This is a genomic window from Methanosarcina mangrovi (assembly GCF_052057765.1).
Classification (GTDB): Archaea; Halobacteriota; Methanosarcinia; order Methanosarcinales; family Methanosarcinaceae; genus Methanosarcina.
On sequence record NZ_CP195120.1, the window covers coordinates 3,984,566 to 4,011,438 of the forward strand.

Annotated in this window: 22 protein-coding genes; 10 read left to right on the forward strand and 12 right to left on the reverse strand. The window is 45.2% G+C overall.

Annotation, left to right across the window (positions count from 1 at the left end; genetic code table 11):
- Nucleotides 1-151: 151 nt before the first annotated feature.
- From ACSAZL_RS17655 to ACSAZL_RS17670, 4 genes are all read right to left on the reverse strand, one after another.
- Nucleotides 152-1,336, reverse strand: a complete 1,185-nt coding sequence (locus tag ACSAZL_RS17655) for a pyridoxal phosphate-dependent aminotransferase (RefSeq protein ID WP_440945899.1) — start codon at nt 1,334-1,336, stop codon at nt 152-154.
- A gap of 369 nt (nt 1,337-1,705) precedes the next feature.
- Nucleotides 1,706-2,350 (reverse strand): hypothetical protein, encoded by a 645-nt coding sequence (locus ACSAZL_RS17660; protein ID WP_440945900.1) that lies wholly within the window; start codon nt 2,348-2,350, stop codon nt 1,706-1,708.
- A gap of 125 nt (nt 2,351-2,475) precedes the next feature.
- Nucleotides 2,476-3,159, reverse strand: a complete 684-nt coding sequence (locus tag ACSAZL_RS17665) for a queuosine precursor transporter (RefSeq protein WP_440945901.1) — start codon at nt 3,157-3,159, stop codon at nt 2,476-2,478.
- A 127-nt stretch (nt 3,160-3,286) separates the two neighbouring features.
- The gene (locus ACSAZL_RS17670) at nt 3,287-4,114 is read right to left on the reverse strand and encodes a hypothetical protein (protein WP_440945902.1); all 828 of its coding nucleotides are present in this window, start codon (nt 4,112-4,114) and stop codon (nt 3,287-3,289) included.
- Nucleotides 4,115-4,355: 241 nt separating this feature from the next.
- On the opposite strand from ACSAZL_RS17670, the gene ACSAZL_RS17675 reads away from it, so the two are divergent.
- On the forward strand, nt 4,356-4,631 hold the full coding sequence (locus ACSAZL_RS17675) for a hypothetical protein (protein ID WP_440945903.1): 276 nt from the start codon (nt 4,356-4,358) through the stop codon (nt 4,629-4,631).
- Here the strand turns inward: ACSAZL_RS17675 and groL are convergent.
- Both groL and groES read right to left on the reverse strand, forming a co-directional pair.
- On the reverse strand, nt 4,542-6,152 hold the full coding sequence (gene groL, locus ACSAZL_RS17680) for a chaperonin GroEL (protein ID WP_440945904.1): 1,611 nt from the start codon (nt 6,150-6,152) through the stop codon (nt 4,542-4,544). The two genes, ACSAZL_RS17675 and groL, sit on opposite strands and share 90 nt — an antisense overlap.
- 126 nt (nt 6,153-6,278) lie before the next feature.
- Entirely contained in the window at nt 6,279-6,557 is a 279-nt protein-coding gene (gene groES / locus ACSAZL_RS17685) for a co-chaperone GroES (protein ID WP_440945905.1), read from the reverse strand.
- A gap of 255 nt (nt 6,558-6,812) precedes the next feature.
- Between groES and ACSAZL_RS17690 the strand changes: the two genes are divergently transcribed.
- Together ACSAZL_RS17690 and ACSAZL_RS17695 are read left to right on the forward strand one after the other, a co-directional pair.
- Nucleotides 6,813-7,220 (forward strand): ArsR family transcriptional regulator, encoded by a 408-nt coding sequence (locus ACSAZL_RS17690; protein WP_440945906.1) that lies wholly within the window; start codon nt 6,813-6,815, stop codon nt 7,218-7,220.
- A 92-nt stretch (nt 7,221-7,312) separates the two neighbouring features.
- Entirely contained in the window at nt 7,313-8,452 is a 1,140-nt protein-coding gene (locus ACSAZL_RS17695; protein ID WP_440945907.1) for a DUF362 domain-containing protein, read from the forward strand.
- Between the two features lie 35 nt (nt 8,453-8,487).
- On the opposite strand, the gene ACSAZL_RS17700 is transcribed toward ACSAZL_RS17695, so the two are convergent.
- Nucleotides 8,488-10,452, reverse strand: coding sequence for a PRC-barrel domain-containing protein (locus ACSAZL_RS17700; protein WP_440945908.1), 1,965 nt, complete (start codon nt 10,450-10,452; stop codon nt 8,488-8,490).
- A gap of 150 nt (nt 10,453-10,602) precedes the next feature.
- Nucleotides 10,603-11,400 (reverse strand): PRC-barrel domain-containing protein, encoded by a 798-nt coding sequence (locus ACSAZL_RS17705; protein WP_440945909.1) that lies wholly within the window; start codon nt 11,398-11,400, stop codon nt 10,603-10,605.
- A gap of 528 nt (nt 11,401-11,928) precedes the next feature.
- Between ACSAZL_RS17705 and ACSAZL_RS17710 the strand changes: the two genes are divergently transcribed.
- Nucleotides 11,929-12,189 carry a transcriptional regulator gene (locus ACSAZL_RS17710; RefSeq protein WP_440945910.1) on the forward strand — a complete coding sequence of 87 codons (261 nt, stop codon included), beginning with the start codon at nt 11,929-11,931 and terminating at the stop codon, nt 12,187-12,189.
- A 49-nt stretch (nt 12,190-12,238) separates the two neighbouring features.
- On the opposite strand, the gene ACSAZL_RS17715 is transcribed toward ACSAZL_RS17710, so the two are convergent.
- Entirely contained in the window at nt 12,239-12,901 is a 663-nt protein-coding gene (locus ACSAZL_RS17715; protein WP_440945911.1) for a hypothetical protein, read from the reverse strand.
- A 206-nt stretch (nt 12,902-13,107) separates the two neighbouring features.
- A complete protein-coding gene (locus ACSAZL_RS17720; protein WP_440945912.1) occupies nt 13,108-13,917 on the reverse strand; it encodes a helix-turn-helix transcriptional regulator in 810 nt (269 codons plus the stop codon).
- Nucleotides 13,918-14,403: 486 nt separating this feature from the next.
- Here ACSAZL_RS17720 and ACSAZL_RS17725 point away from each other — a divergent pair, with 486 nt between their 5' ends.
- Nucleotides 14,404-15,507 (forward strand): hypothetical protein, encoded by a 1,104-nt coding sequence (locus tag ACSAZL_RS17725; RefSeq protein ID WP_440945913.1) that lies wholly within the window; start codon nt 14,404-14,406, stop codon nt 15,505-15,507.
- A 504-nt stretch (nt 15,508-16,011) separates the two neighbouring features.
- Here the strand turns inward: ACSAZL_RS17725 and ACSAZL_RS17730 are convergent.
- Both ACSAZL_RS17730 and ACSAZL_RS17735 read right to left on the reverse strand, forming a co-directional pair.
- A complete protein-coding gene (locus ACSAZL_RS17730; protein ID WP_440948890.1) occupies nt 16,012-18,039 on the reverse strand; it encodes an MASE3 domain-containing protein in 2,028 nt (675 codons plus the stop codon).
- 484 nt (nt 18,040-18,523) lie between these two features.
- On the reverse strand, nt 18,524-20,509 hold the full coding sequence (locus ACSAZL_RS17735) for an MASE3 domain-containing protein (protein WP_440945914.1): 1,986 nt from the start codon (nt 20,507-20,509) through the stop codon (nt 18,524-18,526).
- 394 nt (nt 20,510-20,903) lie between these two features.
- Here ACSAZL_RS17735 and ACSAZL_RS17740 point away from each other — a divergent pair, with 394 nt between their 5' ends.
- The 5 genes from ACSAZL_RS17740 (at nt 20,904) to ACSAZL_RS17760 (ending at nt 26,818) form a co-directional block, all read left to right on the forward strand.
- Complete coding sequence (locus ACSAZL_RS17740; RefSeq protein WP_440945915.1) at nt 20,904-21,554, forward strand: phosphoribosyltransferase; 651 nt, start codon at nt 20,904-20,906, stop codon at nt 21,552-21,554.
- Nucleotides 21,555-21,713: 159 nt separating this feature from the next.
- Nucleotides 21,714-22,277 (forward strand): dienelactone hydrolase family protein, encoded by a 564-nt coding sequence (locus tag ACSAZL_RS17745; protein ID WP_440945916.1) that lies wholly within the window; start codon nt 21,714-21,716, stop codon nt 22,275-22,277.
- 388 nt (nt 22,278-22,665) lie between these two features.
- Nucleotides 22,666-23,661 (forward strand): cation diffusion facilitator family transporter, encoded by a 996-nt coding sequence (locus ACSAZL_RS17750; RefSeq protein WP_440945917.1) that lies wholly within the window; start codon nt 22,666-22,668, stop codon nt 23,659-23,661.
- Between the two features lie 303 nt (nt 23,662-23,964).
- Nucleotides 23,965-24,426, forward strand: a complete 462-nt coding sequence (locus tag ACSAZL_RS17755; protein WP_440945918.1) for a peroxiredoxin — start codon at nt 23,965-23,967, stop codon at nt 24,424-24,426.
- Between the two features lie 772 nt (nt 24,427-25,198).
- On the forward strand, nt 25,199-26,818 hold the full coding sequence (locus ACSAZL_RS17760) for an MFS transporter (RefSeq protein WP_440945919.1): 1,620 nt from the start codon (nt 25,199-25,201) through the stop codon (nt 26,816-26,818).
- Nucleotides 26,819-26,873 lie beyond the last annotated feature (55 nt).

Sequence of the window (26,873 nt, forward strand, 5' to 3'; positions counted from 1 at the left end):
TAGAAGACAAACATGAAATTCTTCAAACAAAGGCACAAAGAAATACAGGCACAAAAGGATGAAAGTACCTGTCAAATCACAGTACTTTCATGCCAGAGAAATTAGAAAAATTAATTAGCGGAACCTGACCGCTTCCGAATTCCGGAAATTCTCATCCATCAAGCTCTTTTTCCAGAAAAGCCTCCAGACGGTCCATGCCTACTGCAATGTTTTCAAGGCTGTTGGCATAGGAAAAGCGCAGGTATCCCTCCGCCCCGTTTCCGAAATCTATGCCGGGAGTTACTGCCACGCCTGCCTCATTGAGGATCCGGCGGCTCAGTTCAAGAGAATCGTTGCTGAACTTGCGGGCATCGGCAAGGACATAAAAAGCTCCCATCGGCTCTTTTCGAACGTCTAGCCCCATGCCGAGAAGCCTCTTCAGCATGTACTGGCGGCGCATGTTATAAATCTGGACCATCTCGGCAACATATTCCTGGGAACCTTTGAGGGCTGCAATGCCTGCTTCCTGGACAAAGGAGTTAGCGCAGATAAAGAAGTTCTGGTGAATTTTCTGGATTGCACGTACACATTCGGGAGGGCAGATAATATAGCCGAGCCTCCAGCCGGTCATTGCATAAAGTTTGGAAAAGCCGTTCAGAACAAAGGCATTTTTGGTATATTCCAGGATGCTGTGTTCTTCTCCACTGTAGATCAGGCCCTGGTAGATCTCATCCGAAACAATAGGAATTCCTTTTTCGTCCGCTATTGCGGCAAGGCCCTGCAAACTTTCAGGAGACATAACATGCCCTCCGGGATTTGAAGGGCTGTTAATGAGAATGGCTTTGGTGTTCGGGCTCAGGCACTGCCTTACGGTTTCCGGCTCAAGGGCAAAGCCGTTTGTCTCGCTCGTATAGACAAAAACGGGAGTCCCGCCCAGATATTTTACGAAATTCGGATAGCAGGCATAGTGGGGGTTCGACATAATTACTTCATCCCTCTTTTCAAGCAGAGCCATAAAAACCATCAGGAGTCCGGGGCTTGTCCCTGAAGTAACAATAACCTGGTTAGGGTCTAGGTCAACCCCAAACTTCCGGTAATAAGACTCAACTATTGCCTCTCGGAGGGCAGGGAGCCCCTGGCTGTGGGTGTACTTTGTAAGTCCCTGCCCAATAGCAGCACAGGCAGCCTCGCAGATATGGGGAGCGGTAGGGAAATCAGGCTCTCCGACCTCAAGGTGGATTATATGCCTGCCCTGAGCTTCCAGCTCCTTGGCACTTTCCAGTACTTCCATCACATAGAAAGGAGGGATATCTTCGGATTTTTTTGAAAGGATGCATTCGGAATTTATCGAAAACATAAAAGACCTTCTGAAAAGCGATTATTATAAAAGCCACAAGGTAAAAGCAAGGAATATCATCAAATGTGTACCATCATTGAGCACATACCATCGTTGAGTATATACCGTCACTGAGTATGTACCTGAAACTGCGTATGCTTTCAATATTTAAATATTCTGTGGGAAAAAACAAAGAATCAGAAATGAGAGAGCATAAAAGAAAAACTAATTCCCGGGAGAAGTTGGAAAGAAAAATCAATTCCCGGAAGAGGTTGAAAAGAAAAAGCGAACACTCTGAACGGGATAGATTCTATAGAAACTTGAGTTTCAAAGATACATGAGTTTCAAAGATACATGAGTTTTTAGAGAGACATAAGTTTCCAGAGAAACTTAATCTTTCGGCATGATTTTTTCAACTACCTCCACGTCCTGTCCGTCCCAGCCCTGGTCTTCAAGCATTTTTGCAAAATCATGCTGAAAAGCCTGGAATTTTTCAACGTTTTCAGGGACGATATTGAGAAAATCGTAGTCTCCATAAGCTCCCGTAAAGAAGGAGACAACCGTTTCTTCAAATTTTTCCTCTATCCTCTGCGGGTACCAGACACCGTATTGAGAAAGCAAAACAAAGTTGGGATCTGGAACAGGTGTTTCTTCCTGATAGCTATAAAAGCCTACAAAGACCTCCTCTCCGGACTTTGCAAAAACCAGTTTCTTTTCGAACTTCGGCTTCTGCAGTTTGAGGAACCATTCTCCCTTTAAAAGGTCTCGAGGTTCGTTAATAACCCCATGGGCTTTAAGAAGCCTTTCAGCTACCTGCTGGATTTCCAGAATCATGCCCTTACGCTGTTCCTCAGGGATATCCATACAGGCGGTACAGAATTCTTCAGAGGGAACTCCTGTGTATTGAGTCCCGGACTCTTTACCTGACTTTTCCTGCTCTTCAGCCTTGCCTTCGTAAGTCTCTTCGGGATTTTCCGCACTGCTCTGAATATTGACTCTTGCCTGCCCTATTTTTATCTCAGGACGTTCTGCCATAATCAGCACCCCCGTTAATATATAGAATATAGGACGGGGATGTCCATAAGCATTGGGATTTAGGACCCGGAAATGTATTCCCGAACCACTTCCGGATCGAAGCTGATTTCAGGGACTGCCCCTTTTTAACTATTAACCGAACCTGCCTCCCTGCTTTCCCCATGATAGGAGAGATCGTTCACGCTTTTGGAAGCAAGCCACCGGACTCCAAGATATACAAATGGAGTATCAAGGAGAGCAAAACCCACTTTAAGAGCCCAGAGAGGCACGATCATATAGAAGATCTGGACTGCCCCCAGTTCGGGAGTGGCATGATAGAAAGCGATAAACGTAAAAACAATGGAGTCGAGCAGCTGGGAAACAATTGTTGAAAGATTGTTCCTGAGCCAGAGGAATCTGCCATTTGTCTTCTGTTTCCAGAAGTTAAAAGCCCAGAGGTCATGGTACTGGCTTATAACAAAAGCGGTCATGCTTGCAAGGATAATCCGCAGGGAGTTTGAGAAAACACTATTATAAGCCTCACTATGCGGATACAGAGGGGAGGGAGGGAAGCCTGTACTTACAAATACGAAAAGTACGGCAATGCAGAGTGAAAGTAAGCCTGCGTGTACGAAAATCTTTGTTACTTCTTTTCCCCTAACCTCTTCTACTATATCCGTAATAAGAAAAGTAACCGGATATCCGAATAAGCCGACCGAAGTTACAATTCCGAAGATCTCAATTAGCTTGCTCCCGAGGAGATTCCCGAGGAGCAGAGAGCTGACGAAAACGGTTAGTAAAATCTGTGTTTTGTAATCTATGGGTTTCATGGATTCTCAGGGATTTAAGTTGGGTTTAAGGGTGAATGACACATATAAGCGGGATACTTCAGCTTCTATGACACCGGTATCGGATTCCGGAGAGAAGGATATAAAAATGGGCTGCCGGACTTGGAAATTACCTGAAACGTTCTGCTCTTCTGAAGAGGTTTTGGGGTGACCGATCCACTTCATCGCATATGATCCTGTGAGGAATGGAAGAGGGCAGAATGGAGTAAGCCTGACTGTCCGTACCCCGAAGCCCCCAGGTTTCATCCGTGAGCAGGAAATAGGAGTTTTCAAGCCTGACCCCCTTTGCTTTCAGAGAAGAAAGGATCTCGGGGTTTGAAAGATCTTTTCGAAGCTGTTCCGCAGCCTTGATCTGAGTACCCGGACCTCCTTTTTTTACCGGATAGAACAGGTCATCAGAAAGGATCTTTTCCATTGTACGAACTATCAATCTGTAGCAGGTTTTTTTGTTTGTAGACATCTCCGGGACTTTTTCCAGATAAAAAACGTTGCTTCCATCCCGGGCGATATCTGAAAGAACGTCTTTCCGCCTCGAAAAAGACTCCACCTCGGATGTGGACGTGCTCGATAAAAAAACGGGAAACTTTTTAGAGAGGCTGTCTGCAGTTGCCTGGTTCATTTTCTCCCGGGGGATATACTCGAAGTTAATTCTGGACCCCGGAAACTCCTTTTCTACTTGCTGCGCCCTTCCCTGAAAAGCTTTTACGGCTTCGGTCGAATCGTTATAAACGACTATTTCGGTATCGCCTACGGAAAAAGTCCTGACAAGGGATATGGCAAAGTTAAGGGCTGCAAGTTCACATTCAAGATTGTTCTGAGGATGGTTCGGGACTTTAGTTGTTGATTGATGAAGCTGCATGCCGTCCCGTAGCACCACGCAGCCGATGTAGGAATCTTCACCTTCATTATAGGATGAGTCGCAGTAGACTTCAAGCATCTTTACTTTCACCTTTCTGGCAGGGGGCGTTTTTATTAAACAACCCGGATGATCAGGAGATTATGAGTGATTATTAATGATTATGGATGAGTATAACAGTTTGACTATAGATCAACAGTTATAAATATTGAGAGTTAGGCCTTTACGAATATATTGTGATAATAACAGAAAAAGGTTTTCAGCCCTTGCTGAGGATAAAGAGAAGGGAAAAAGGCTTTAGAGTGATTCGGGAAAAGAAAGAATGAAATCAGAAAAAAAGGAAAAAGAAGGGAAGAGAAGGGAAGAAAAAGAAGGGAAAAATGAAAAGAAGAGAAGAGTAAAAGGAAGAGTGAGGAAAAGAAGAGAAGAAAAGAAAAAAGAAGAGAAGAGAAGAAAAAAGAAGAGAAGAGAAGAAAAAAGAAGAAAAGAAAAGAAAAAAATGCTGCAATCAGATGATAATTGCAGCTGTCCTGTCGTCCTTTTCTTCATCAAAATCGGTTACAAGGGCTTCAGTCGTGAGTACCATGCCTGCGATTGAAGCGGCGTTCTGAAGCCCGCTTCTTACCACTTTTGTCGGGTCGATTACACCTGCTTCGAAGAGGTCTTCAAAGACATCTTTCTTTGCATTGTACCCGAAGCGTTCACTGGACTCGGCCCTTATGGTTGCTACAACTTCAGCGCCTTCCCTGCCTGCGTTTGCGGCAATCTGGCGGACGGGGTCTTCTACGGACCTCTGGACGATCTTTACGCCCACCTGCCTGTCGCCGTCAAGGCCAAGGGCATCAAGGACTGAAGCTGCCCGGAAGAGGCTGATCCCCCCTCCTGTAACCACACCTTCCTCAACTGCAGCTTTTGTGGCGTTCAGGGCATCATCGATTCTCATCTTCTTTTCCTTGAGCTCGGTTTCGGTTGCAGCTCCCACTTTGATTACCGCAACGCCACCTCCCAGCTTTGCCATGCGCTTTTTAAGTTCGGTCTTTCTGTAGTCGGCTTCGGCAATATTGATCTGAGCCTCGATGATCCTGACCCTTTCATCGATATCTGCTTTGTCGCCTCTGCCTTCTACGATTATGGTTTTATGGTTGTCAACAGTGACCTTCCTGGCACTCCCGAGCATGTAGTCACTGAATTCCTCAAGTTTCATGCCCTTCTCTTCGCTGATAACCTGCCCGCCTGTCAGGACGGCGATGTCTTCAAGCATCTCCTTTCTCTCGTTTCCGAACCCCGGAGCTTTTACAGCACAGACCCTCAGGGCTCCGCGGATAATGTTCAGGATCAGGGCTGCCTGAGCATCCCCATCGACGTCTTCAGCAATAATCAGGAGGGACCGACCTTCGGAAGCGACCTTCTCAAGCACGGGCACTATCTGCTTCATGCTGTTGATTTTCTTGTCCGTGATAAGGATATAGGGATCTTCAAATTCACAGATCATTTTTTCGGTATCAAGTGCCATGTAGGGGGAAACGAACCCGCGGTCAAACTGCATACCCTCAACCACATCGAGGCTTGTTTCCATGGTCTTCGAGTCTTCAACGGTGATTACCCCGTTGTAACCCACCCTTTCCATAGCATCGGCGATCAGGTTGCCTATTTCTTCATCATTGTTTGCGGAAACGGTAGCTACCTGTATGATCTTGTCTTTGCCCTTTACCTCCACACTCTTGCTCTTGAGATAGCCTACAACCTTTTCCGTGGCAATCTCAATCCCTTTCTTGACCTCTATAGGATTTGCCCCGGCACTGATGTTTTTTAAGCCTTCCCGGATCATGCTCTGGGCAAGGAGGGTTGCGGTAGTTGTCCCGTCTCCTGTGTTGTCCTGGGTTTTGGAAGCAACCTCCTTGACAAGCTTTGCCCCCATATTTTCGAACTTGTCGTGGAGCTCTATTTCTTTTGCAATAGTGACCCCGTCATTTGTGACCACTGGTTTTGTGCTTTTGTCCAGCACGACATAGCGGCCTTTCGGGCCCAGGGTGATCTTAACAGTATTTGCAACTTTATCTACACCGCTTAAGAGAGCTTTTCTTGCACCCTCATCAAACATTATCTGCTTTGAAGCCATCTGTATTCACCTGAATTTTGATCAAATATTCTTACCTTAGTTAAGTCCTGATTTGTCCGGGTCATGGTTTGCCTGACCTTCGCGAGATACCTGATGTTATATTTTCAGAAGCGGCCTCATTCAAAATTATTCTTCAACAACGGTTGCCAGGATATCCTTGAAATCGACAAAAACGAATTTTTCATCATCGATTTCAATCTCATCGGCCTGGTATCCCCCGTAAATTACATGGTCTCCCTTTTTCAGGGGGAGATCCTTTCCGTCTTCAAAGGTCCCCACGGCTATAACGACTCCTTCTTTCTTCTCCTGCCGGGCAGACTCCGGGATATAGATCCCGCCTTTAGTCACTTCTTCTTTCTTCTGGTGTTTGAGTAAGACTCGTTCGCCAATAGGTCTGATAATCACTCTTTGTTCCTCCTTATGTGTAAGTGACCTCAATATTAGCTGAACATTCACTGGTATAAGTCAGCATGGGAATTGATGAATGTATTGGGCTTTAAGCACCCAACTATCTGCATATAATGCAAAACTTATATTTAAAAATTACCGGAAAACAGGAGATATTTTACCAGTAAAATAAGTATAATTTCAAAAAAATCGAAATGATATCTACAAATCAAAATAAAGTATATATACCTGAATCTCGAAAATAATACACAGATGGTTCAGCAGATTATCCTCAGAAATATTGAAAAACCCCAGATCAAGAGCCTTGAAGAAGACCTGTTATGGTTCTGTGACAGCTTTGGCTTTTCTTCGGGCAGAGATACCGAAAACACAGTCAACAGGATAATCTTCAGCCTGCTTGAAAAGCTCTCAAACGACAGGATAAGCTCTTCGGAAGCTCTGGCTGAAGATCTTGATATGAAAATCTCAAGAATCAACCATCACCTCCGAAACCTCAATGACTCCGGGCTCCTTTACAGGAAAAGGCGCCTGATTTATCTGAGAGGAGGCAGCCTGAAAGCTGCAGTAAAGGAGATGCGGAAGGACTCGGAAAGGATATTCGACGAACTGGAAAGCATAGCTGAAGAAATAGACTCAATGATGGGCCTTAAAAACAGGTAGACCCCCTATAAAAGGACTTAGAAAGCCGAGAAACTGAGAATAAACTGAAACCGGAAAAGAATTCAATAATTATTTCCATTTATTTTTTAGCAATGAACAAAGTCTCCATAGTTCCCTGCCCTGATTATTCTGGTACGAAAGAAGCAATAGCGAAAGCTCTTGACCTTCTAGGTGGCATTGAAGACATAATTGAGCCTGGAGACAGCGTACTTCTCAAGCCAAACATCCTTGCAGCCAGCCCCCCTGAAGCTGCCACAACTACACATCCGTCGGTTGTAGCAGCAATGTGTGAATTCGTGCTCGCCGCTGGAGGAAAACCGATAGTAGGGGACGGAGCCGGGATATCAAAGCCCGGGGCTACGGCAACAGCCCTGAAAGCCTCGGGGATAGAAGAGGCTGCCCAAAAAGCCGGAGCAAAGGTAGTGAATTTTGAAACTGCAGGTTTTACTCTGGTAGAAGTCCCGGAGCCGCTTCAGTTCCGGAAATTGTATATTGCAAACCCTGTCCTTGAAGCCGATGTTGTAATATCCCTTCCGAAACTGAAAACCCATGAGCTTACATATTACACGGGCGCAGTCAAGAATTTCTTCGGAATCCTCCCCCTGAAATGCCGGAAAGAAATCCACCTCCTCGGGAAACGGGAACTCTTCGGGGAAGCCGTAGCCGATGTTTACTCTGTTGTCAAACCCGCGTTTTCAGTCATGGACGGGGTCTGGGGCATGGAAGGAAACGGGCCTTCCCACGGAAAGCCTGTGAACTCAGGGGTAATTCTGGCAAGCAGGGACTGTGTTTCCCTGGATATTGTTGCAGCAGAAATGATCGGTTTTGACCCCCTCAAAATCCCCACTACAATGGGAGCCCTGAGGAAAGGATTCGGGAACCAGTGCCCTGTGGTGGTCGGAACCCAATTGAAAGAAGTCAAAAAGAAATTCAAACCATCGAGCGAAGGGGTCAGTACTGCCCCCGCTTTCCTTAAGCGCAACCTCGGCAAATATTATACCATTTATCCCAGGATAAACCAGAGAAAATGCACTCAATGCGGGACCTGCTATCTGAACTGCTCCCCTAAGGCAGTGGAAAGGAGAAAAGACGGAACTTTCAGGATTAATCCGGAAAAATGTATCCTGTGCTACTGTTGCAGGGAACTTTGCCCTAACGACGCGGTGGAGATAAAAAAGTCCCTGCTTGCGCAGCTTTTAACAGGGACTCAGAATTTGATACGCAGAATATAAACTCAGGAAAACATATCGGTACCCTGACGTACCAATTACTGATATTTGTGTTCCCGCCTTTCTGCAACCATGCGTTCTCTTTCTAGCCTCTCTTTTTTCTCTTTGTCCGTCTCTGTCGCTTCCTGCTTTTCTATTCTTTCCTTATCCTGCTGCGCCATTATCTCTTCTGCGGTTTTTAGCTTTTCGTGCCTCTTTCTTTCTGCCCGGGTCATCATTTCTGATTCTGTCCCCCCAGGCATTCCTGCTCGTTCCGCCATTTCTCTCTGCCAGTAGGGCTGGTACCCGTAGTAAGTGTAGGTCCCGGAGAGTTCTTCACGAGTCAGAGGCCAGGTATCCTTATCAAAGCCTTCTGCACTTTCCAGGACGTCCCTGGGAATATCAAGGGTAAAAGCATGTTCGTGCACTCTGTATTTAAGGAAATTCCAGGGAATAGCAAACAGCTTATCGCTCATACCCATGAATCCGCCAAAAGAAAGGATTGCATATGCTACCCTACCGTTATCGAGATCAATCATTAATTCATCAATCCTTCCGAGGTCTTCTCCAGCTGTATTGACAACTCTGTCCGTTTTTATCGTGTTTGCTGACAAAAAGTCCGGGATCTCTTTACCGGCAGCCTCCGCCCGCCTCTCCACCTCAGCCCTCTCTCTTTCCAATTGAGCCAATCTCTCTCTCTCGACTTCTGCCTGCCTCTCCACTTCAGTTCTCTCTCTTTCCAGTTGAGCTAGCCCCTCTCTTTCCACCTCTGCCTGTTTTCTCGCCTCTGTACATTCTCTTTCCAGCTGGACCAGCCTTTCCCTCCGAATCTCTTCCTGTGTCTGTACTTCCTTCAGCTCTTTCTCTAGCCTGGTCACTCGTTCTGTCTCTTCCTGCCTCCTTGCTTCCTGCAGCTCTATTTCCAGTTGAGCCAACCTCTGTCTCTCGGCATCTGCCTGCCTTTCTGCCTCAATACGTTCTCTTTCCAGCTGAGCCAGCCTTTCTCTCTCAGTCTTTGCCTGCTTCTCTCTTTCTATCTGCTGTTTCTCTAGCTGCGATAACTTCTCTTCCTGTGTGCTTCTTAGTCCTTCCAGTCTTTCCCTTTCCTGACTCACCCTTATCTCCTCACCAGTTTCTACTACTTCAGTCTTCTCTGTTTCTGTCTCTCTAACGACTCCTGCCGAAACTCCAGCTTGCTTGACTTTCCCTGTAGAAACTTCTGGTTGTTCTGCAGCTGCAATCTGCCAGTAAGGCTGGTATCCATAGTTGGTGTAGGTTCTGGAGAGCCTCTCACGAGTTAAAGGCCAATTGTCCTTATCAAAGCCTTCTTCCCTGTCAAGAGTCTCTTTAGAAATATCAAGAACAAAAGCATGCTCATGCACTTTCAGTTGGAGAGCCTGCCAGGGAATAGCAAATAATTTGCTTCCTACACCCAGGTACCCGCCATGGGAGACTGCAGCATATGCAACTCCACCATTTTTGAGATCAATCATCAATTCATCAATCTTCCCGATATCTTCCCCGGTGCTACTGATGATCTTGTCCCCTATTATCGTGCTTGCTGACAAAAATTCAGGACCCTCTCTGGCTGCCGTGCTTTCCATCCGTGCTCCTCTTTCCGGTTCTGCCTTCCCCGGAACTCTTCCAGTTTTTCCCGTCACTTCAGGCTGCCAGTAAGGCTGGCATCCGTAGTAAGTGTAGGTTCTGGAGAGCCCCTCCCGGGTAGTTAGAGGCCAGTTATCTTTGTCGAAACCCTCTGCGTTTTCAAGAGTCTCTTTAGGAATATCGAGTAAGAAAGCATGCTCATGAACTCTCAGTTGGAGGGCCTGCCAGGGGACAGCAAATAATTTATCGCTAATACCCAGGAATCCCCCAAACGAAAGTACGGCATATCCCACTCTACCATCCTGAAGGTCAATCATTAGCTCTTCAATCTTCCCAATATCCTCTCCTGCTCTGTTGACAACCTTATCCCCTTTCAGCGTGTTTGCTGACAAAAAATCTGGATTCTTTCTATCTGCCATGTTCCCAACTCCCTGGTTCGGAGGAGGTACATTTTAAAGCCTGCGTCCCCCCGCACAATACCAAAATTTTTCCTCCGATCAATTTCTTCCCAATCTCCCGATTTATCGGTAAGGCTAATGCCTTCATCTGTTTGCAAAATTAAGGAGGTTTTAAATGTTACCCGGCCGACTCTCAATTCTTTCTCTTACCCAGTGCCAGTAAGGCTGGTACCCGTAGTAGCTATACATAGTGGCAAGCCACTCACGGTTAGTTAGGGGCCAGTTATCCTTATCAAAACCCTCTGCTTTTTTCAGGGTTTCTTTAGGCACGTCAAGTACGAAAGCGTGCTCATGCAATTTAAGTTGAAGAGCCTGCCAGGGAACGGCAAATAATTTGTCGCCCATGCCTAAGAACCCGCCAAAAGACAGTACGGTATACGCGACTCTACCATTTTCGAGGTCAATCATTAGTTCCTCGATTTCCCCGAGGTGCTCTCCAGCCTTATTGATGACCTTATCCCCTTTTATCGTACCTGCTGACAAAAAATCCGGGATTTCTTTACCTGCTGCTGCGCTTTCCGCCCTTACTCCGGTTTTTTCCACCCCTTCCGGCTGCCAGTAAGGTTCGTATCCGTAGTAAGTGTACGTCCTGGAAAGCCATTCGCGGTCTGTTAATGGCCATTTGTCCTTATCAAAACCTTCTGCCTGCTCCAGAACTTCTTTGTCGACGTCAAGTACGAAGGCGTGTTCATGCACTTTCAGCGACAGAGCTTTCCAGGGAAGTGCAAACAACTTATTGCCCATACCCAGAAATCCGCCAAAAGAAAGGACTGCGTACGCTATCCTTCCGTCCTGAAGGTCGATCATTAATTCCTCAATTTTCCCAAGGTCCTCTCCCGCCCTGTTGACTACCTTGTCTTTCTTTATTGTATGTGCTGACAAAAATTGTGGATTTTCTCTACCGTCCATAGTTTCAACTCCCGAAAGTAGGAGGCATGTATTTTAAAGTCCGTGTCCCCCCAGGACAGAACTTTAAGACCTCTTTCCCGATGATTATTATTTTTTTAATGTTACTTAAAACTACTGGAATCACTAAAAATATTATTTTATGTTACCATCTGGAGAAGTTATCTATAAAATTTATCAAGAAGGTTCAGGAAAGAAAATGTTTTTTGCAAAGCTTTCTTTAGATCAGGGAGTGCCTGACTGGCAAACGATCCCGAATAGAATGAAAAGCCGTCCCCCCGCGATTTAAAGCATCCTGGAAGCAAGCAAATGAAAAAAGGAGAATTTACAGGCAAAATTTCTAACCAGGAAAAAGCCCAAAAGATTACATATCTCCGGAACTTCAGGAAAAAATATTTTAGTGAGAAACAAAAGGAAAGGAGATAAATATCGGATAAAATCCGGCAATTACATTATAACACTTTCTTTTTTATCTTTTTGCAAGATTTTTTAATCCAGAACGCTGAAAATATGTATTGAAGAATCTTTTGTTTGGGAAATACCCCTGTGCTGGTAAATCAGGAAGGTGATGGGATGCTTTATACTTATATCGATACAGAGTATGCTCCGGAAAAATGTTCTCTTTGCAACGGAACCGGGTATGCCGAAGGTAGAATCTGCGAAGCCTGCGGAGGACAGGGGAACGTGCTCGTTGCCCAGCCTGCAATAATATGTCCTCTCTGCGGTGGGTCCGGAAACTCGGAGACAGGAACCTGCAGGGCGTGCGGAGGAAGTGGGTGGGCTCTTTTCTGATAAAACCCTACGGCTTCCCGATCTACACCTCCCGGTGCATAGAGTGAAACTATGGTTCTTCAGGAAATGCTTTATCAGGAAATTGCTCCGAATTCTCCGGAAAATCCTCTTTTTCCTTTTGCCTATCCATAACATCTTTCTTTTTCTCATCAGGCAGACAGTCAAAGCAGGTCTCATACCTTGAAGGCTTATACTTTTTTTTGCATACAGGGCAGAGCTCCATGCCTCTCAGGCTTGCAAAATGGCAGCGATTGCAAAGCACAATTGCATGTTCAAAAGATGCGTATTCTTCTTCGGCTTTTCGAGTTTCTTCTTCAATCAGCTCTTCAATCCCGCTTTCTTCAAGCCATTCATGGTAAAGCTTTTTGAAGTTTCCTTCTCCCGTGTCCTCAACAAGCACCTCGATACACTGCTCTTCAAGGTCGGTATGGTCAGGCTCGGCTTTATGTACGGTGGAGGCTTTGTGCCATGCAGGATGGCTTTTGTGGCGGTGTTTGCCGGTAAGGACATGCTCGAATTTCTGGTACTTTTGTCTGTACACTTCCCTGAATCTGGCATAGGCAAGACTATAAATCCCGGAACGGACCTCTGCCGGAGAAAAAGCTCCGGGTGTGTGGACACACAGGCGCTCGGAAGAGCCGCACCAGGCACAGGTTTTACCTTTAATGAATTCAGCCCTTTTTTCTTTCCATTCCTTGGAGGTTCGTTTCATTGAAATCCCTGTAAGAACTTTCGGGAATAAAAGATATTTAAAACTGAAGGTCCATACTCCGGACATCAGCTCGTATTCTGGCTCGGATTCTTATTGTAGTTCTGATTTGGATTCTAATTCTAATTCTAATTCTAATTCTAATTCTAATTCTAATTTTAATTCTAATTATGACCCAATTAAAGGTCATGGGAAGCTTTCTGGCTATCCTAGCTGCAGTTTGAATAATTAATTGAACAGATTTTCTCTGACTTCCCCAGATAGTATTCGAAGAGTTCTTTTCCCCAGCACAGAGCACGAGGTTCAAAATTAAGGAGATATTGCCCTTCAAACCTTCCTTTCTCATTGAAGAACCCAAGCAATAACGCACTTTCCGAAATAGCGATCAGTGCAGGAATATCAAGTGGATCTCCTGCGTACACAAAAATAGAGGCGTTTTTCTGAGCAAGGATTTTCTCTCCCGTATCCCGGAAATCTCCTGAAAACCTACCAAATGAATCTCTGCTAAGGAAGAGCTGCACCTGAATATCTCTTTTTGCGAGCTCCAGGGAAAAAAAGGGAATCTGAGGGTGAAAATAAGAAAAAAGAAGCATAACCTTCGGAGACCCGGTAAAATGATTGATCAGCTCAGGAAAGAGATCAAATCCGTGAGTAAGTCCGGGTTCGAGAAGCTGGCTCCCCTTGAGGTCCCCTATCCGCTTTAACAGATGGGAAGGAATGGAATCCAATTTCCTGTGGCTCCAGAAAGAATCGTTTTCCTCAAAAGTACTTGCCGCATCCAGTAAAGGCCTTGCTTTTTTAACAAGTATGTTACCTATGATCGAAAGACCGTACACATCCCCATTCTGGACGATTAACCCTTCTTTTTTTAATTTTTTGATATGGGGGAGCAGAGAAATCCTTGAGACCTGAAGCAGATCAAGAATTTCATCAATATTTCGAGGTCCTTCTGCCAGCAGTAATAGAAAGTTCTTCCTTTTATCTGAAAATAAAAGGAGGTTAACAAGTTGCAGTTTCATCTGGTTTGCGCCTTCTAACGTAAATAAGCATTTTTTTTAAGAAAATCATTAGTATAAAAATGTCAAATAATTATAGCATTGAGATAATCATTAATTTACAGATATAAATGTTGTCTTGGGACTGAACCGGAAAAAATAGAGAACATGGAATAAAAAATAGAAGAAGATTTTTACAGATTACATAATTAGACGAAACCGGAACAAAAAGACATATTCTTAAAAATGATATATTCTTGAAAATGATATATTCTTAAAAAGAAATATTCTTGAAAATGATATATTCTTAAAAAGAAATATTCTTGAAAATGATATATTCTTAAAAAGAAATATTCTTGAAAATGATATATTCTTAAAAAGATATATTCCTAAAAATGATATATTCTTGAAAATGATATATTCTTAAAAATGATATATTACAAAAAAGGTTTTAGTTAAAAAGGTAACCCTGGAAGTAGAGATCCGAAGAGGAAAAGTTAGGAGGAGATTTTGATAAACAAAACAATTCCTGTACTACTGATATTGTTGTTAACTCTTGTAGCCGGATGCGCCGAAAAAACGACAGAGATCTCGGAGAATGCGACCATAATCCACAAAACATACGGAGCGTTCACACTCCCGGAAATGCAGCTGCAGGAGTTAACCGTAAATGGCACATCGGTTGTGTTTACAACCTCGGACAATGAAGGGGGATCCAGGAAAATATATGAAAAGCCCTTCAATGAAAGCGCTTTCAGAGAACTCACCAACCTGTTTGAAGAAAACGATTTCCTTCAGATGGAAGAACGCTATGTTCCGCAGGAAGGGCAGCCTGTGGTCGCAGACGTGGGAACCCTCGAAATCAGCCTGATTGAGGAGACCGGCACAAAAACCGTAATTGTGGACCCATATTATTCCGAATATATGCCTGAAGGCCTTCAGGAAATCGATTCTGCCCTGGTCGAACTGCGGGCTTACGCCATGTCCACCTCGCCGGAAGAAGCTGAAAGGATAGCCGAAGACTGGATAGAAACCGCCCCCACATACGGTTTTGACGGCTTTAACCTCAAACTGGAAACCCACGAGGTGCTTGAGAGCTTCCCGGAACAGCATGTTTTGAACTATACATTTACGAGCAGTCACGGAGGCTACGGAAACCGGACAGACCAAATAGTAACCGAAGCTCTCACCCCTCACAGCATAGAAATCACTGTTTCTGAGGGGAAAGTAATGTCTGCCGTAATCGATGGCGAATGGGATGAAATTGCCCAGGGACCCCTGGAAAAAGAGCCTGATGTTACCGATAATACCACCGGAGCATCTGGAGCGGAGGGAAATACTGTAGAAATGAAGTACCTCATATCCGAAGAAAAGACCCCCTGGGACCAGTGGTACGAAGAAGGGAACATCCAGTTTATTAAAGCTCCCACCCCCTCAGAACTGATAACCGCTTACTACGGGACCGTTTACGGTATAGAGATCTCCGACGTACGGAGAGTTGAAAGCTGCGATCTCGGATACCTCTGCGGGGAAGAGTATTATGTTGGGACGGTAAAAGAAAGCGACTCTTCGAAAATGAAAGAACTGGGATGGACATACATAGGAGAGTACTAAGTCCACAGCCGAAAAGCCCTCAGCCGCGAAGCCCTTAGGGAAAAAACCTGGAGAAAAAGACCCGGATAAAAAGATCTTAGCTGGAAAGTACTAGCCGGAAGGAAATACAGGGCTTCCCTCTAGTGGTTAATGCACTATTCCGGATAAATTTGTTGATCCGCTCCGGGAAGCAATGAAGTAATTTTTCAGTTTTCTCTTCCTGCGCCGCGTGGGGCCTGCGCCGACCTGTCAGCCGGATTAAAAGCAACATGCAAAGAGACACCCAATTAAGAGAGATAATATACTGTAGAAATACCCCGGAGGCTGAAAAAAACATTTTCTTTAACTTCATGAGGCTGCGTTTTAATTCGCAAAGTAAATATAAGCGCCTCCGCCAGCTTGTCTGACGGCTCTGTAAAAGAAGTAGAAAAAACAGAAAGGAAAAGAAGTAAAAGGAAGAAGGAGTAGAAAGAAAAACTCAAAATTCAGGTGAATAGCAACTCGAGAAATGAAATTCAAACCTGATTATAATTTTCCGGAGTTGCCAAAATTGATCACGAACTCTGTCCCGTAGTCTCTGTTAAGTTCTATATAGCCGCCGATCTGTTCAACAAGAATAGTTATGAGCTGGAGCCCGAGAGAGTCAGTATTTCGGAAGTCCATTTTTTCAGGGATTCCTCTTCCGTTGTCGGCAACAGTCAATGTATAATGGAAAGCATCATTTTCCAGAAACTCCGGCTCCGAACAGGAGAGTTCGACCAGAGAGTGAGACGCATCATTACTGTGCAGGTTTATGCTGATTTCTCCTTCATTTTTATCTGAGAAAGCGTGCTTCAGGGAATTTGAGACCAGTTCATTGACAATAATCCCGAGAGGAATTGCGGTATCCATGCCAAGATAGACCTGTTCAAGGTCGAGTTTAAGGCTTACCCCGTCCTTGCCCACACGATAGGAATCGAAAAGGTCTGCAGTCAATTTCTGCAGGTAGTCAGCGAAATCAAGGGAATCCAGGTTTTCTCCTCCATGAAGCTCTTCATGGATCATGGCTATGGAGGCAACCCGGTTCTGGCTTTCCCTGAACGCTTCGAGCACTTCCCTGTCTTCGAACTTTTCCGCCTGCAGGCTGAGCAGGGAGGAGATCACCTGAAGGTTATTCTTTATTCTGTGGTGGATCTCTTTTATTCGGACGCGGTCTATTTTTTCGAGGGCTTCTTCAGCCATTTTACGCTCAGTGATATCATAGACCAGCCCCTGGAATTTTCCCGGGCCTTCAGACCTGCCCTGGATCCTCTGGGTAATTTCCCTGACCCATATTAGCTCCCCATTTTTTTTGCGTATACGGAATTCATTCTCAGCTACAAATTTAGGATTTGATTTCAACTTCTGCCGGCTTTCAATAATCAAAGGCTGATCTTCAGGTACAATAATTAGTTCCATCAAACTCACTTTTTCGGAAAGGAGATCCTCCTTCCTGTAACCTGTCATTTCTTCGACAGGCCCCTGCATGGATACCGGTGAAAAGACCTCGTCGAGCTGGAACCCTATCCCCGGGAAGTGTTGTGAAAAAGAGTGGAAACCTTCCTGATCTTCGTCAGCCCCAAAGCTGTTGTTATCCGGCTCACGACTCCTGTTTACTCCTATCATTCTGCATATATGGCCGTACTCATCCCCAAGGAAAATTGCTTTTTGCCTGAAGTCTTCTTCCCTGTGCTTGAGTTCCCTGAAAAGCAGGCTGCACGGCTCTTCAAATCCGACACCTACGACGGCTTCGTAGATCAGGTAGAAAGACAACAGTTTAAAGTAATGACCCATGAGATTTGGGAATTCGTCTACATGGGTATAGAGGGCAAAAGACAGCTCCCCGAAGATTGTAAGGATTATGGAAGCCGCAAGCAGCCTGAAAACTTTGGTTTCAAAACTGTCCCGGGTCATATACAGGAGAAACAAAGAGCAGAGGAGTATGAAAGAGACTATGTATTCACTCAGGATTTTGAAAGGAGTGAGCCCCGAACCTTCTACATAAGCAATCGGGAAATTGTTGAAAAAGAAGATTGAGAGCAGGCAGGAGATAGTAATTACTGCATATACGAGAAAAACTTTCCAGGCAAAAACGGAGTCCTCAAGAGGCTCTGCATACATGTTTTCAGACTCTTTGTTTCCAGATTCTCTGCTACGTATTAAGAACAGAGGGGCAACTAAGAAGGAAATGCCTTCCAGGTATCTTGCAAGTACCCAGAGCTGGACAGTCAGGTTAATTCCTGGAACTTCGAAGACTCCCATCCCCCTGAATGTAAGGGTATGTAGAAAGTCAACGCTGCCGATGAAAAAAAAAGCAACTCCCAGGAGTATAAGATATCTGTTTTCCAGGCGAGCTCTTGATTTCCAAACTATCAAAAATATTACATATGCAACGTAGACACTGAATAGTTCTACCAGAGTATGGAAAAGAAGGTAGTTGCCAAGGCTGATTAAGTAGAGAAGGCTTATTATCGCGATCCAGACCGCTGCCTCATGAAAACTTACTTTAAATGTGTTTCCCCCAATATGATATATGCAGTTGCCCCCTTGAATGTATTACCTGAAAGTGCTGATCGACCTGATACAAAATTACATTGAAGTATACTGAAATACCAGAGGGCTGAAGATCCCTGATTTTACACACCTTGATATAAAATGACGGATAGAGAAAGAACAGTAAAAAGCAGAGTAAGAAGAAGCCCGGAGGCGCCACAACCCTTTTACTGGATTCCCCAATACAGCATCCCCGAAGTATATACTCCCCAAGCATATTGATCCGGAGAGGATCAATGGCCTCCAGGCAGTCCTTTACTTATCATCATACCCACTAACTTCCTAACTCCACGAGTATAACATTATATTATTAACTATTTTAAATTAATTACCAAAAAAATTGCTTTCAAGCAAAAAATAATTTTATACTAAAAATTTCAAAGCGAGCATAAGATTGTATACGGATTTACATCCGTTGAAAGCGTTTGCAAGTTTTCAACGCATCCAAATTTCATTAATTTGAACCTCACTCTTTCTCCGGATTATCAAACCAGATAGTGAACTCCGACCCCCTGTCCCTTTTAAGTTCGATGCAGCCATCTATCTGCTCAACAAGAATGTTTACGAGCTGGAGCCCCAGGGATTCGGAGTTCTGGAGATTTATCTCTTCGGGAAAGCCTGCTCCGTTATCTTTTACCGTAAGCATGTAATGGAAAATTTTTCCATTCTGGCAGCCTGAACCTTTACCGGGTTTCGAAGTAGAATCCCCAGTTCTACGCAGGTTGATTCGGATTTCGTCTTCACCGCCTGAAGGAAAAGCATGCTTCAGGGAATTTGAAACGAGCTCGTTGACAATAATTCCGAGAGGAATTGCAGTGTCCATGCCAAGATAGACCTGTTCGAGATCAAGGTTGAGGCTGACCTTCCGGGTCTCCATGGTATATGAATTGAACAGGTCAAGGGTTAATTTCCGAAGGTAAACAGCAAAATCGATTGTGTCCATGCCTTTGCCTTCATAGAGTTCCTCATGAATGAGAGCCATTGAGATAACCCTGTTCTGGCTTTCCCGAAAAGCCTCAAGAGTCCGTTCATCACTGAATTTTTCAGCTTCAAGGCTGAGGAGAGAAGAGATAACCTGTAAATTGTTTTTTATTCGATGGTGGATTTCCTTTATCCGGGCTTCCTGTATTTTTGCCAGAGTTTCTTCCGCAGTTTTGCGTCTGGTAATATCACGGACAAGACCCTGTGTCTGTCCCTGCAACCTAGAACGCTCCGGAAGTTTCTGGAGAACCTCTCTGACCCATTTGGTTTCTCCGTCTTTTCTGCGTATTTTATACTCGAGCTCTCTGGAAAGGTCCGGATTGAAAACTGCTTTGTCCATGTTGTCAAAAAATAGAGGCAGGTATTCAGGCAGGATTAATTCAACCCATTTGACCTTACGGGAAAGGAAATCTTCCTTACTGTAACCTGTAATCTCTTCAACAGCCCCGTCCATAAGTACAGGTTCAAGATTCTCATCAAGCCGAAAGCCGAGAAGCCCCTCTATGTTTTGCACAAAAGAAGGGTAGTCTTTATCGTCTATTGAGGCCTTTTCTACACACGATTCCGCTTCAACCGGATTTTCCTTTAAACCGAGTAATTTATACAGATAACCCTGATCATCTTTGAGGAAAATTGTTTCCTGTCTCAAAGCCTCTTCTCTATGTTTAAGTTCCCTGAAAAGAAGGCTGAAAGGATCTTCAAATCCGGTCTCAACTATCGCTTTATAGATCAGATAAAAGGAAAGGATTTTGAAGAAATGCCCCATCTGGTCAAAAAATCCACCTACATTCGTATAAATCCATAAGCTCAGTTCTCCCAGGACTGTCAGAACAATAGCTGCTGCAAGCAATCTGAAGACATTGTTTTCAAATCTGTCCCTTTTTACGTAAAGAGCCACCAGAGAGCAGAGTAGAATAAAAGAGATTAAGTATTCACTTGCCATTTTAAAAAAGGTGAACCCTGAACCTTCAATATAAGCAACCGGAAAGTTTTTGAAAACAAGGATAGAGAGCAGGCAGACAACAGTGATTCCCGCATACGCCAGAAAGACTTCCCAGGCAAACCTTGCTCTTCCGACATATTTATCACTTTTCTTCAGATGTTTCGTACCGTAACCTGTTAAAAGCAGCGGAGCCAGCAGAAAGGATATACTTTCCATATACCTTGCAGCAATCCAGAACTGGGAGTGTATATTTGAATCAAATTCAGGAAATACACCCATTCCTTCGTAGGAAAGCGTGTATAATAGATCCAGTCCACCGATAAAAAAGTAAGCAATCCCTATAAATACAAGGTACCGGTTTTCCAGATGGTTTCTTGATTTCCATACTATTAGAAATATAACGTATGCAACGTACACGCTGAAAAGTTCTGCCAGAGTATGGAAGAGCAGGTAGTTACCGAAGCTAATCACATAGAGTGCACTAATTATGGCAGCCCAGAGTACCACTTCATAGGGCTCTACTATCACTGGTTTACCCCTGGCTTGAGACGTGAAATGTGCCTCCCTTAATCCACAACATGGTTAGAAAAAGTATAATATATAAAATTGTTCCGAATTATTTTCGTTAAACAGGGTTTCAATTGAATACCAGGTTCCTGCACAAAACCGGCAAAATATTTGAGGATCAAACGAATATTTTTGAAACTTTATTCACATGGTAAGTTTGGTCCGGTTTTTCTTTAACTCTTCTACTTTTACTCTCCTCAGTTTTTGTAAACCGTACTGTCCTGCTCCAGGATAATATGGAGTTTGAATTTAAATTTATAATAATCTATACATTTAAGGATTTAAGCATAGATACTATAAGTTAACATAACTTATCTTATGATTAATCCGTTTCAACAGGGGGTTGAAGGGAATAATGGCAATCTTTAAAGACAGAGTAGACGCAGGAAAGCGGCTGGCAAAAGAGCTTTTAAAATACTCAAACTGCCCGGACGTGCTGATACTGGCACTTCCGAGAGGTGGAGTCCCTGTAGCTTTTGAAGTTGCAAAAGCCCTGAATGTAAAAATGGATGTTTTCATAGTACGGAAGCTGGGAGTTCCCGGCAATGAAGAACTGGCGATGGGAGCGATTGCATCTGACGACATCCGTGTCCTGAACGAAGACATTGTAAAGTATTTCCAGGTACCGGATAGTGTAATTGCTACGGTAGCTGCAAACGAACTCAGGGAACTTGAACGCCGGGAGCGTAAATATCGCGGGGATCACCCCAAACCTGATATAAACGGCATGACCGTACTCCTGATAGATGACGGGCTTGCAACCGGGGCAACAATGCATGCGGCAGTTGAAGCCATTAAAACTAAAAACCCGGCTAAACTGGTTGTTGCGGTCCCTACGGCTTCCCCGGATATGTGCAGGTTCTTTGAAGATAAAGTCGACGAAGTAATCTGCACTGCCACACCGGAGCCATTTTATGCGGTAGGAGCCTCATATGGGGATTTCAGCCAGACTACGGACGACGAAGTATGCGAACTGCTGCGTAAAGCAAGGAATTTTCCAGAATAAAGCAAGAAATTTTCCATCGAAATAAAATCTTTCCGGGGGGTAACGAACATACCATCGAATACCGATAAAAGAGATGCCGAAGTCCGCATTCCTATTGACGGAATACATCTTGAGGGAATTCTATCTATCCCTGAAGGAGCCAGGGGGATTGTCGTTTTTGTGCACGGAAGCGGGAGCAGCCGCCATAGTCCACGCAACCAGTACGTTGCAGAGGAACTTCAGAAAGGCGGCCTTGGAACCCTTTTATTTGATCTCCTTACAGTCGAAGAAGAGAGAGTCGATATGCTAACGCGCCATCTCCGTTTTGATATAGACCTGCTTTCAAAACGCCTTATTGACACGACAAACTGGCTTTTACATAACCCTGATACTGAAAAGCTTAACATAGGTTACTTTGGCTCCAGTACAGGTGCTGCAGCCGCACTCATAGCTGCAAAAGAGCACTCCGAAACCGTAAAAGCAGTAGTCTCGAGAGGAGGACGGCCTGACCTTGCTGAAAGCGCCCTGATGTATGTAAAAGCACCGACACTGCTTATTGTGGGCGGAGAAGACACCCAGGTAATAGACCTGAACCGGTGGGCATCAGAGAGAATGGTCATGCCTGAGAAGGAACTGAAGATTGTTCCCGGAGCTACACATCTTTTTGAAGAGCCAGGGACGCTGGAAGAGGTTGCTCGTTTAGCCAGGGAGTGGTTTAAAAAATATCTTTCAGAGCAAACTTAAAATTAAACATTAAAATTAGGGTTGCGGGGCGAATAATTGACCAGGCCTGAAAAAAGAAGCGCATACCTCATGTTCGGAAAAGATATGGAGAGATTCGAAGGCCTGTGGTTTTCGGCAACTCGTCCCACGACCGAATTAGCCTTAGCAGAAAAAGTTTTAGGAAATCATTTTAAAAATAAAACATATTACCCAAAGTAATACAGCAAATCAGAGTTATACAGCAAATATCTGATGGAAAAGTAGTATCAAGAGACATTGAAAATCCTGGAACTGAAGGAAGAGAATATTTATATCTATTGATGACTTATCTATATTTTCCTGTCTAATAGAAATAATGAAGGTATGAATTTTAAATTATTTGAATAAATTACGGCTTTTCTGAGAAATTATGAGAGGAACTAATGGCACAGGTAATGAAACTCTCTCTCACCCGGAGGAGATTGAAAATTCCCGGTATTCACAGGCAATTTATGTAACGAATGTTGCAATGGTTTCAAACCTTTTGCTGACCGGGTTTAAGCTTTTTGCAGGGATGGCGGGAAATAGTTCAGCAATGATTGCTGATGCCGCTCATTCCACATCAGACTTCATGACCGACATAGCGGTAATAGCAGGTTTGAAAGTTGCCAGAAAACCGAGGGACAGTACACATAATTACGGGCATGGGAAAATTGAAACCCTCTCGGCTGCATTTATAGGACTGGCACTTACCGCAGTGGCTTTCGGGATTTTCTGGAGCGGACTCCAGAAAGTTCTTGCGTTTTACCAGGGAGAAATACTCCCGGCTCCTAGCAGGGTCGCTCTTGCAGCAGCGGTCCTTTCGATTGTAATAAAAGAGTGGCTGTACCGTTATACAATGGTACATGCCAGAAAACTCAGGAGTGATGCTCTTACTGCAAATGCCTGGCACCACCGTTCCGATGCCTTCTCTTCCATAGGGACCATGGTAGGGATCGGGGGTGCAATCCTGCTTGGAGGCCGGTGGGTGGTGCTCGACCCGATAGCTGCTGTTATATTGAGTTTCTTCATCTTCAAGGTAGCTTTTGAGATCTCGTACAAAAACCTGAACGAACTGCTGGAAGCTTCACTTGACTCGGAAACCTACAGAAGTATTGAGGAGATTCTGATGTCCACGGATGGTGTGCTCGGTTTCCATGAGCTAAAGACCCGGAAGATAGGAAATGCCATGGCTGCAGATGTCCATATCGAGGTGGACAGGAACCTGAACATCGTAGATGCTCACGAAATTTCCACGCAAGTTGAAGACAGGTTAAAGGAGGTCTGCGGCAGTAACGGTCACTTCTCAATTCACGTGGAACCCTGTTCAAACCCAAATTACTATTCAGAACAAGAAGGAAAAAATAACGGACACAGGGGCTCTTGAAGCAAAATATCCCTTTGACATCCAAAAAATATCATAAGCTTTCTGAAAATATGGCTTTCTGAAAATATGCCGAAAAATTCAGGGGCTACGTGTTCTTTTTCGGGCAAAACCTATCAGGGATAATTTTTAATAATACCGTAAACCGCTCCCTGGGATTTATCGGGCTTCCCGTTCTTTCCCGGAACTTCCCGGTAGAATTTGCTTACCCTTTTATTTTTCAATTCTCACCTTATGGATAGAATTCAGAAGCGCAAAGCCGTTAAGAACTTAAATATATAGATGAATGTTAAATTGGGGAGACTTATGACAAACGAGACAAAAATCGGGGAAACAATTCAGGACTTCCGCTTAAGGAACCAGAAGAGGGATGAAGTGCATCTTTATGACCTTAAAGGAAAGAAGGTCCTCCTGTCCTTCCACCCGCTTGCCTGGACAAAAGTCTGCGCGGAACAGATGAAGTCGCTTGAAGAAAACCATGAACTCTTTACCGAACTGAACACGGTAGCCTTTGGTATAAGTGTGGATTCCACACCGTCAAAGAAAGCCTGGGCAAAAGAACTCGGAATTACGCATATAAGGTTGCTTTCGGATTTCTGGCCGCATGGAGAAGTCGCCAGAGCATATGGAATATTCAAGGAAAAAGAAGGAGTTTCCGAAAGGGCGAATATAATTATTGATGAAGACCGGAAAGTGATATTCTTCAAAAAATATCCGGGGCACGAGCTTCCTGATATAAAGGAAATTATAGAAATTCTGAGAAAATAAAGGATTTTAAAAAAGATTTTTATCCCTTCACAGTTCCAGCAAGCAGGTTTTGAATCAAAAAGTGGAAAGCCACCGAGGTATTCGAACCCTCGACCTGCTGATTACGAATTCACAGACTCTCAACTGGCATAGCTATCGGGTTGCACGAGCAATTTTTTCTTTTGGGAACCCTGTCTAAGCATGCTGACAGGAATAAGTGCTCAAGGGGCTCGCATACAATTTTCATGATCTGAAGATCGCACTGCTCAGTCCGATGCTGATAACGCCACGATATCCATCGAAGTCCATTCTGTCCGAAAACAATAAGCTGGAAACGGTCCGCTTCTAGCAGGAGGAGCTTTCGTAAAACCTGCCTGGTACTGTCATCAGAGACGTAATATTTAAAGCCCCATCCATGATACTATCTGTTAACGTGGGGGAATGATGTTTTGGGGTGTTATTAATCGACATAGTGCAAGAGGTATCGCTACAGAATTCCAGCTCTCTCTGGAGACTCTAAACGAAATCGAGAAAATCATGAGGAATGCTGTCTCTGCAGGCGGGCCAACAATGCAGACAGTTTTAGCGTCCCACATAGTTTGTGCTCGCGTTCATACACAAAGATTTTGGTCCGATTTTAAGGCAAGCCATTGGGGCATCGGTCTCCATACCTGCACGGCTCAGTAGATGTACACCGCCGTGATGTAAAAAGGATGAAGGGTAATTTTTGATTATAATCAAATTCATGCAGGAGCTTGTGGATGTAACTGATCAGGGATAACGAGGTAATCGAATGCGAGTAGAATCTTCATGGGCTCCGTTCCGCTATACGTCATACACAGTTCTCTGGACCGCGACGGTAATCTCGAACATCGGTACGTGGATGTACAATGCGGGCTCGGGGTGGATGATGACGAGTCTCAACGCAGATCCGTTGATCGTATCGCTGGTTCAGGTGGCAGCCAGCCTGCCGATGTTTCTCTTTGCCATGCCCGCGGGTGCGGTGAGCGATATCGTTGACCGGCGCCTTTTTCTTGTCATCGTCACCTCAGCGACAACAGTCGTTGCGGCAATAATTGCGATGCTCGTTGCTTTCAATCTTGTTACCCCCTCAATACTGCTCCTGTTCACATTCTTACTTGGCACTGGCGCCGCACTGACCGCTCCTACCTGGCGATCGATCGTACCCCAACTCGTTCCCAGAGACGTCCTGGCTCCGGCTGTAGCGGCGGACAGCATGGGAATCAATATCAGCCGCGCGGTGGGTCCGGCAGTTGGAGGTTTGATCATCGCCGGCATCGGGATTGCCTCCCCCTTCTGGCTCAACGCGATCAGTAATCTGGGAATTATCGTGGCTCTGCTGTGGTGGCGGCCAGGCAAAGCAGTTGCTCAACGGCTACCGGCTGAACGTTTCGTCTCTGCCATGATCACCGGTGTCCGTCATGCAAGATATAATTCACATCTGCGCGCTACCCTGATGCGTACGGTCGGGTTCATCCTGTTTGCCAGTGCCTACTGGGCGCTGCTACCGCTAGTGGCTCGCAGCCAGATCGCCGGTGGGCCGGAGCTTTACGGCTTTCTGCTGGGCGTGATCGGGGTCAGTGCCGTCATTGGTGCGTTCATCCTGCCCTGGCTCAAGGAAAGGCTGGGACCTGACCGGCTGGTGGCAGCCGGAACGGTCGGCACGGCTGTCACGCTCGTGCTTTTTGGCCTGGCGCGAGAACCCTCCGTCGGCCTGCTGGCCAGCCTCATCGCCGGCGTGTCCTGGATCACTGTCCTTGCGAACCTCAGTGTCTCCGCACAGGTCGCACTGCCGGACTGGGTGCGAGGGCGCGGACTTGCGACTTTTGTCACCGTCCTTTTTGGCGCCATGACGTTGGGTAGCGCAGCATGGGGACAAATTGCCGGACTGGTCGGCTTGCCCAATGCCCACTTTCTTGCCGCGGCAGGGGTTCTCATCAGTATTCCACTTACCTGGCGCTGGAAACTGCAGACGGGTGTCGGAGTCGATCTCACGCCGTCGATGCACTGGCCCACACCAGTCCTCACCCACAGGGTCGAGTATGACCAGGGGCCGGTGCTGGTGACCATCGAATATCGTGTTGAACCCGGGGACCGTGAAGCATTCCTTGCCGCTCTTAAAGGACTGTCTAATGAGCGGCGGCGTGACGGCGCCTACGCCTGGTACGTGTTCGAAGATGTTGCCGATCAGGGGCGTTTCCTGGAAACATTCATGGTGGAATCGTGGCTGGAGCACATGAGACAGCACGGCCGCGTGACAAATGCGGATCGCATCATTCAGGACACCGTTAACCGGTACCACGCCAGAGGTGCGCCCCAGGTCACGCATTTTGTCGCTACTGAGGCACGCGAGAGACAGGAGGAAGAAGAACGTCATACAAACCAGGTGTGATCGCACTGGCACAGACCGGAGAAAACGCCGGGACACTTAGAGAATTATGTGAACA

Bases quoted from the DNA above. Each gene is read 5' to 3' on its own strand.
- ACSAZL_RS17655 (WP_440945899.1), bottom strand. From the start codon at position 1,336: ATGTTTTCGATAAATTCCGAATGCATCCTTTCAAAAAAATCCGAAGAT.
- ACSAZL_RS17660 (WP_440945900.1), bottom strand. From the start codon at position 2,350: ATGGCAGAACGTCCTGAGATAAAAATAGGGCAGGCAAGAGTCAATATT.
- ACSAZL_RS17665 (WP_440945901.1), bottom strand. From the start codon at position 3,159: ATGAAACCCATAGATTACAAAACACAGATTTTACTAACCGTTTTCGTC.
- ACSAZL_RS17670 (WP_440945902.1), bottom strand. From the start codon at position 4,114: ATGCTTGAAGTCTACTGCGACTCATCCTATAATGAAGGTGAAGATTCC.
- ACSAZL_RS17675 (WP_440945903.1), top strand. From the start codon at position 4,356: ATGAAATCAGAAAAAAAGGAAAAAGAAGGGAAGAGAAGGGAAGAAAAA.
- groL (WP_440945904.1), bottom strand. From the start codon at position 6,152: ATGGCTTCAAAGCAGATAATGTTTGATGAGGGTGCAAGAAAAGCTCTC.
- ACSAZL_RS17690 (WP_440945906.1), top strand. From the start codon at position 6,813: ATGGTTCAGCAGATTATCCTCAGAAATATTGAAAAACCCCAGATCAAG.
- ACSAZL_RS17695 (WP_440945907.1), top strand. From the start codon at position 7,313: ATGAACAAAGTCTCCATAGTTCCCTGCCCTGATTATTCTGGTACGAAA.
- ACSAZL_RS17700 (WP_440945908.1), bottom strand. From the start codon at position 10,452: ATGGCAGATAGAAAGAATCCAGATTTTTTGTCAGCAAACACGCTGAAA.
- ACSAZL_RS17705 (WP_440945909.1), bottom strand. From the start codon at position 11,400: ATGGACGGTAGAGAAAATCCACAATTTTTGTCAGCACATACAATAAAG.
- ACSAZL_RS17715 (WP_440945911.1), bottom strand. From the start codon at position 12,901: ATGAAACGAACCTCCAAGGAATGGAAAGAAAAAAGGGCTGAATTCATT.
- ACSAZL_RS17720 (WP_440945912.1), bottom strand. From the start codon at position 13,917: ATGAAACTGCAACTTGTTAACCTCCTTTTATTTTCAGATAAAAGGAAG.
- ACSAZL_RS17740 (WP_440945915.1), top strand. From the start codon at position 20,904: ATGGCAATCTTTAAAGACAGAGTAGACGCAGGAAAGCGGCTGGCAAAA.
- ACSAZL_RS17750 (WP_440945917.1), top strand. From the start codon at position 22,666: ATGAGAGGAACTAATGGCACAGGTAATGAAACTCTCTCTCACCCGGAG.
- ACSAZL_RS17755 (WP_440945918.1), top strand. From the start codon at position 23,965: ATGACAAACGAGACAAAAATCGGGGAAACAATTCAGGACTTCCGCTTA.
- ACSAZL_RS17760 (WP_440945919.1), top strand. From the start codon at position 25,199: ATGCGAGTAGAATCTTCATGGGCTCCGTTCCGCTATACGTCATACACA.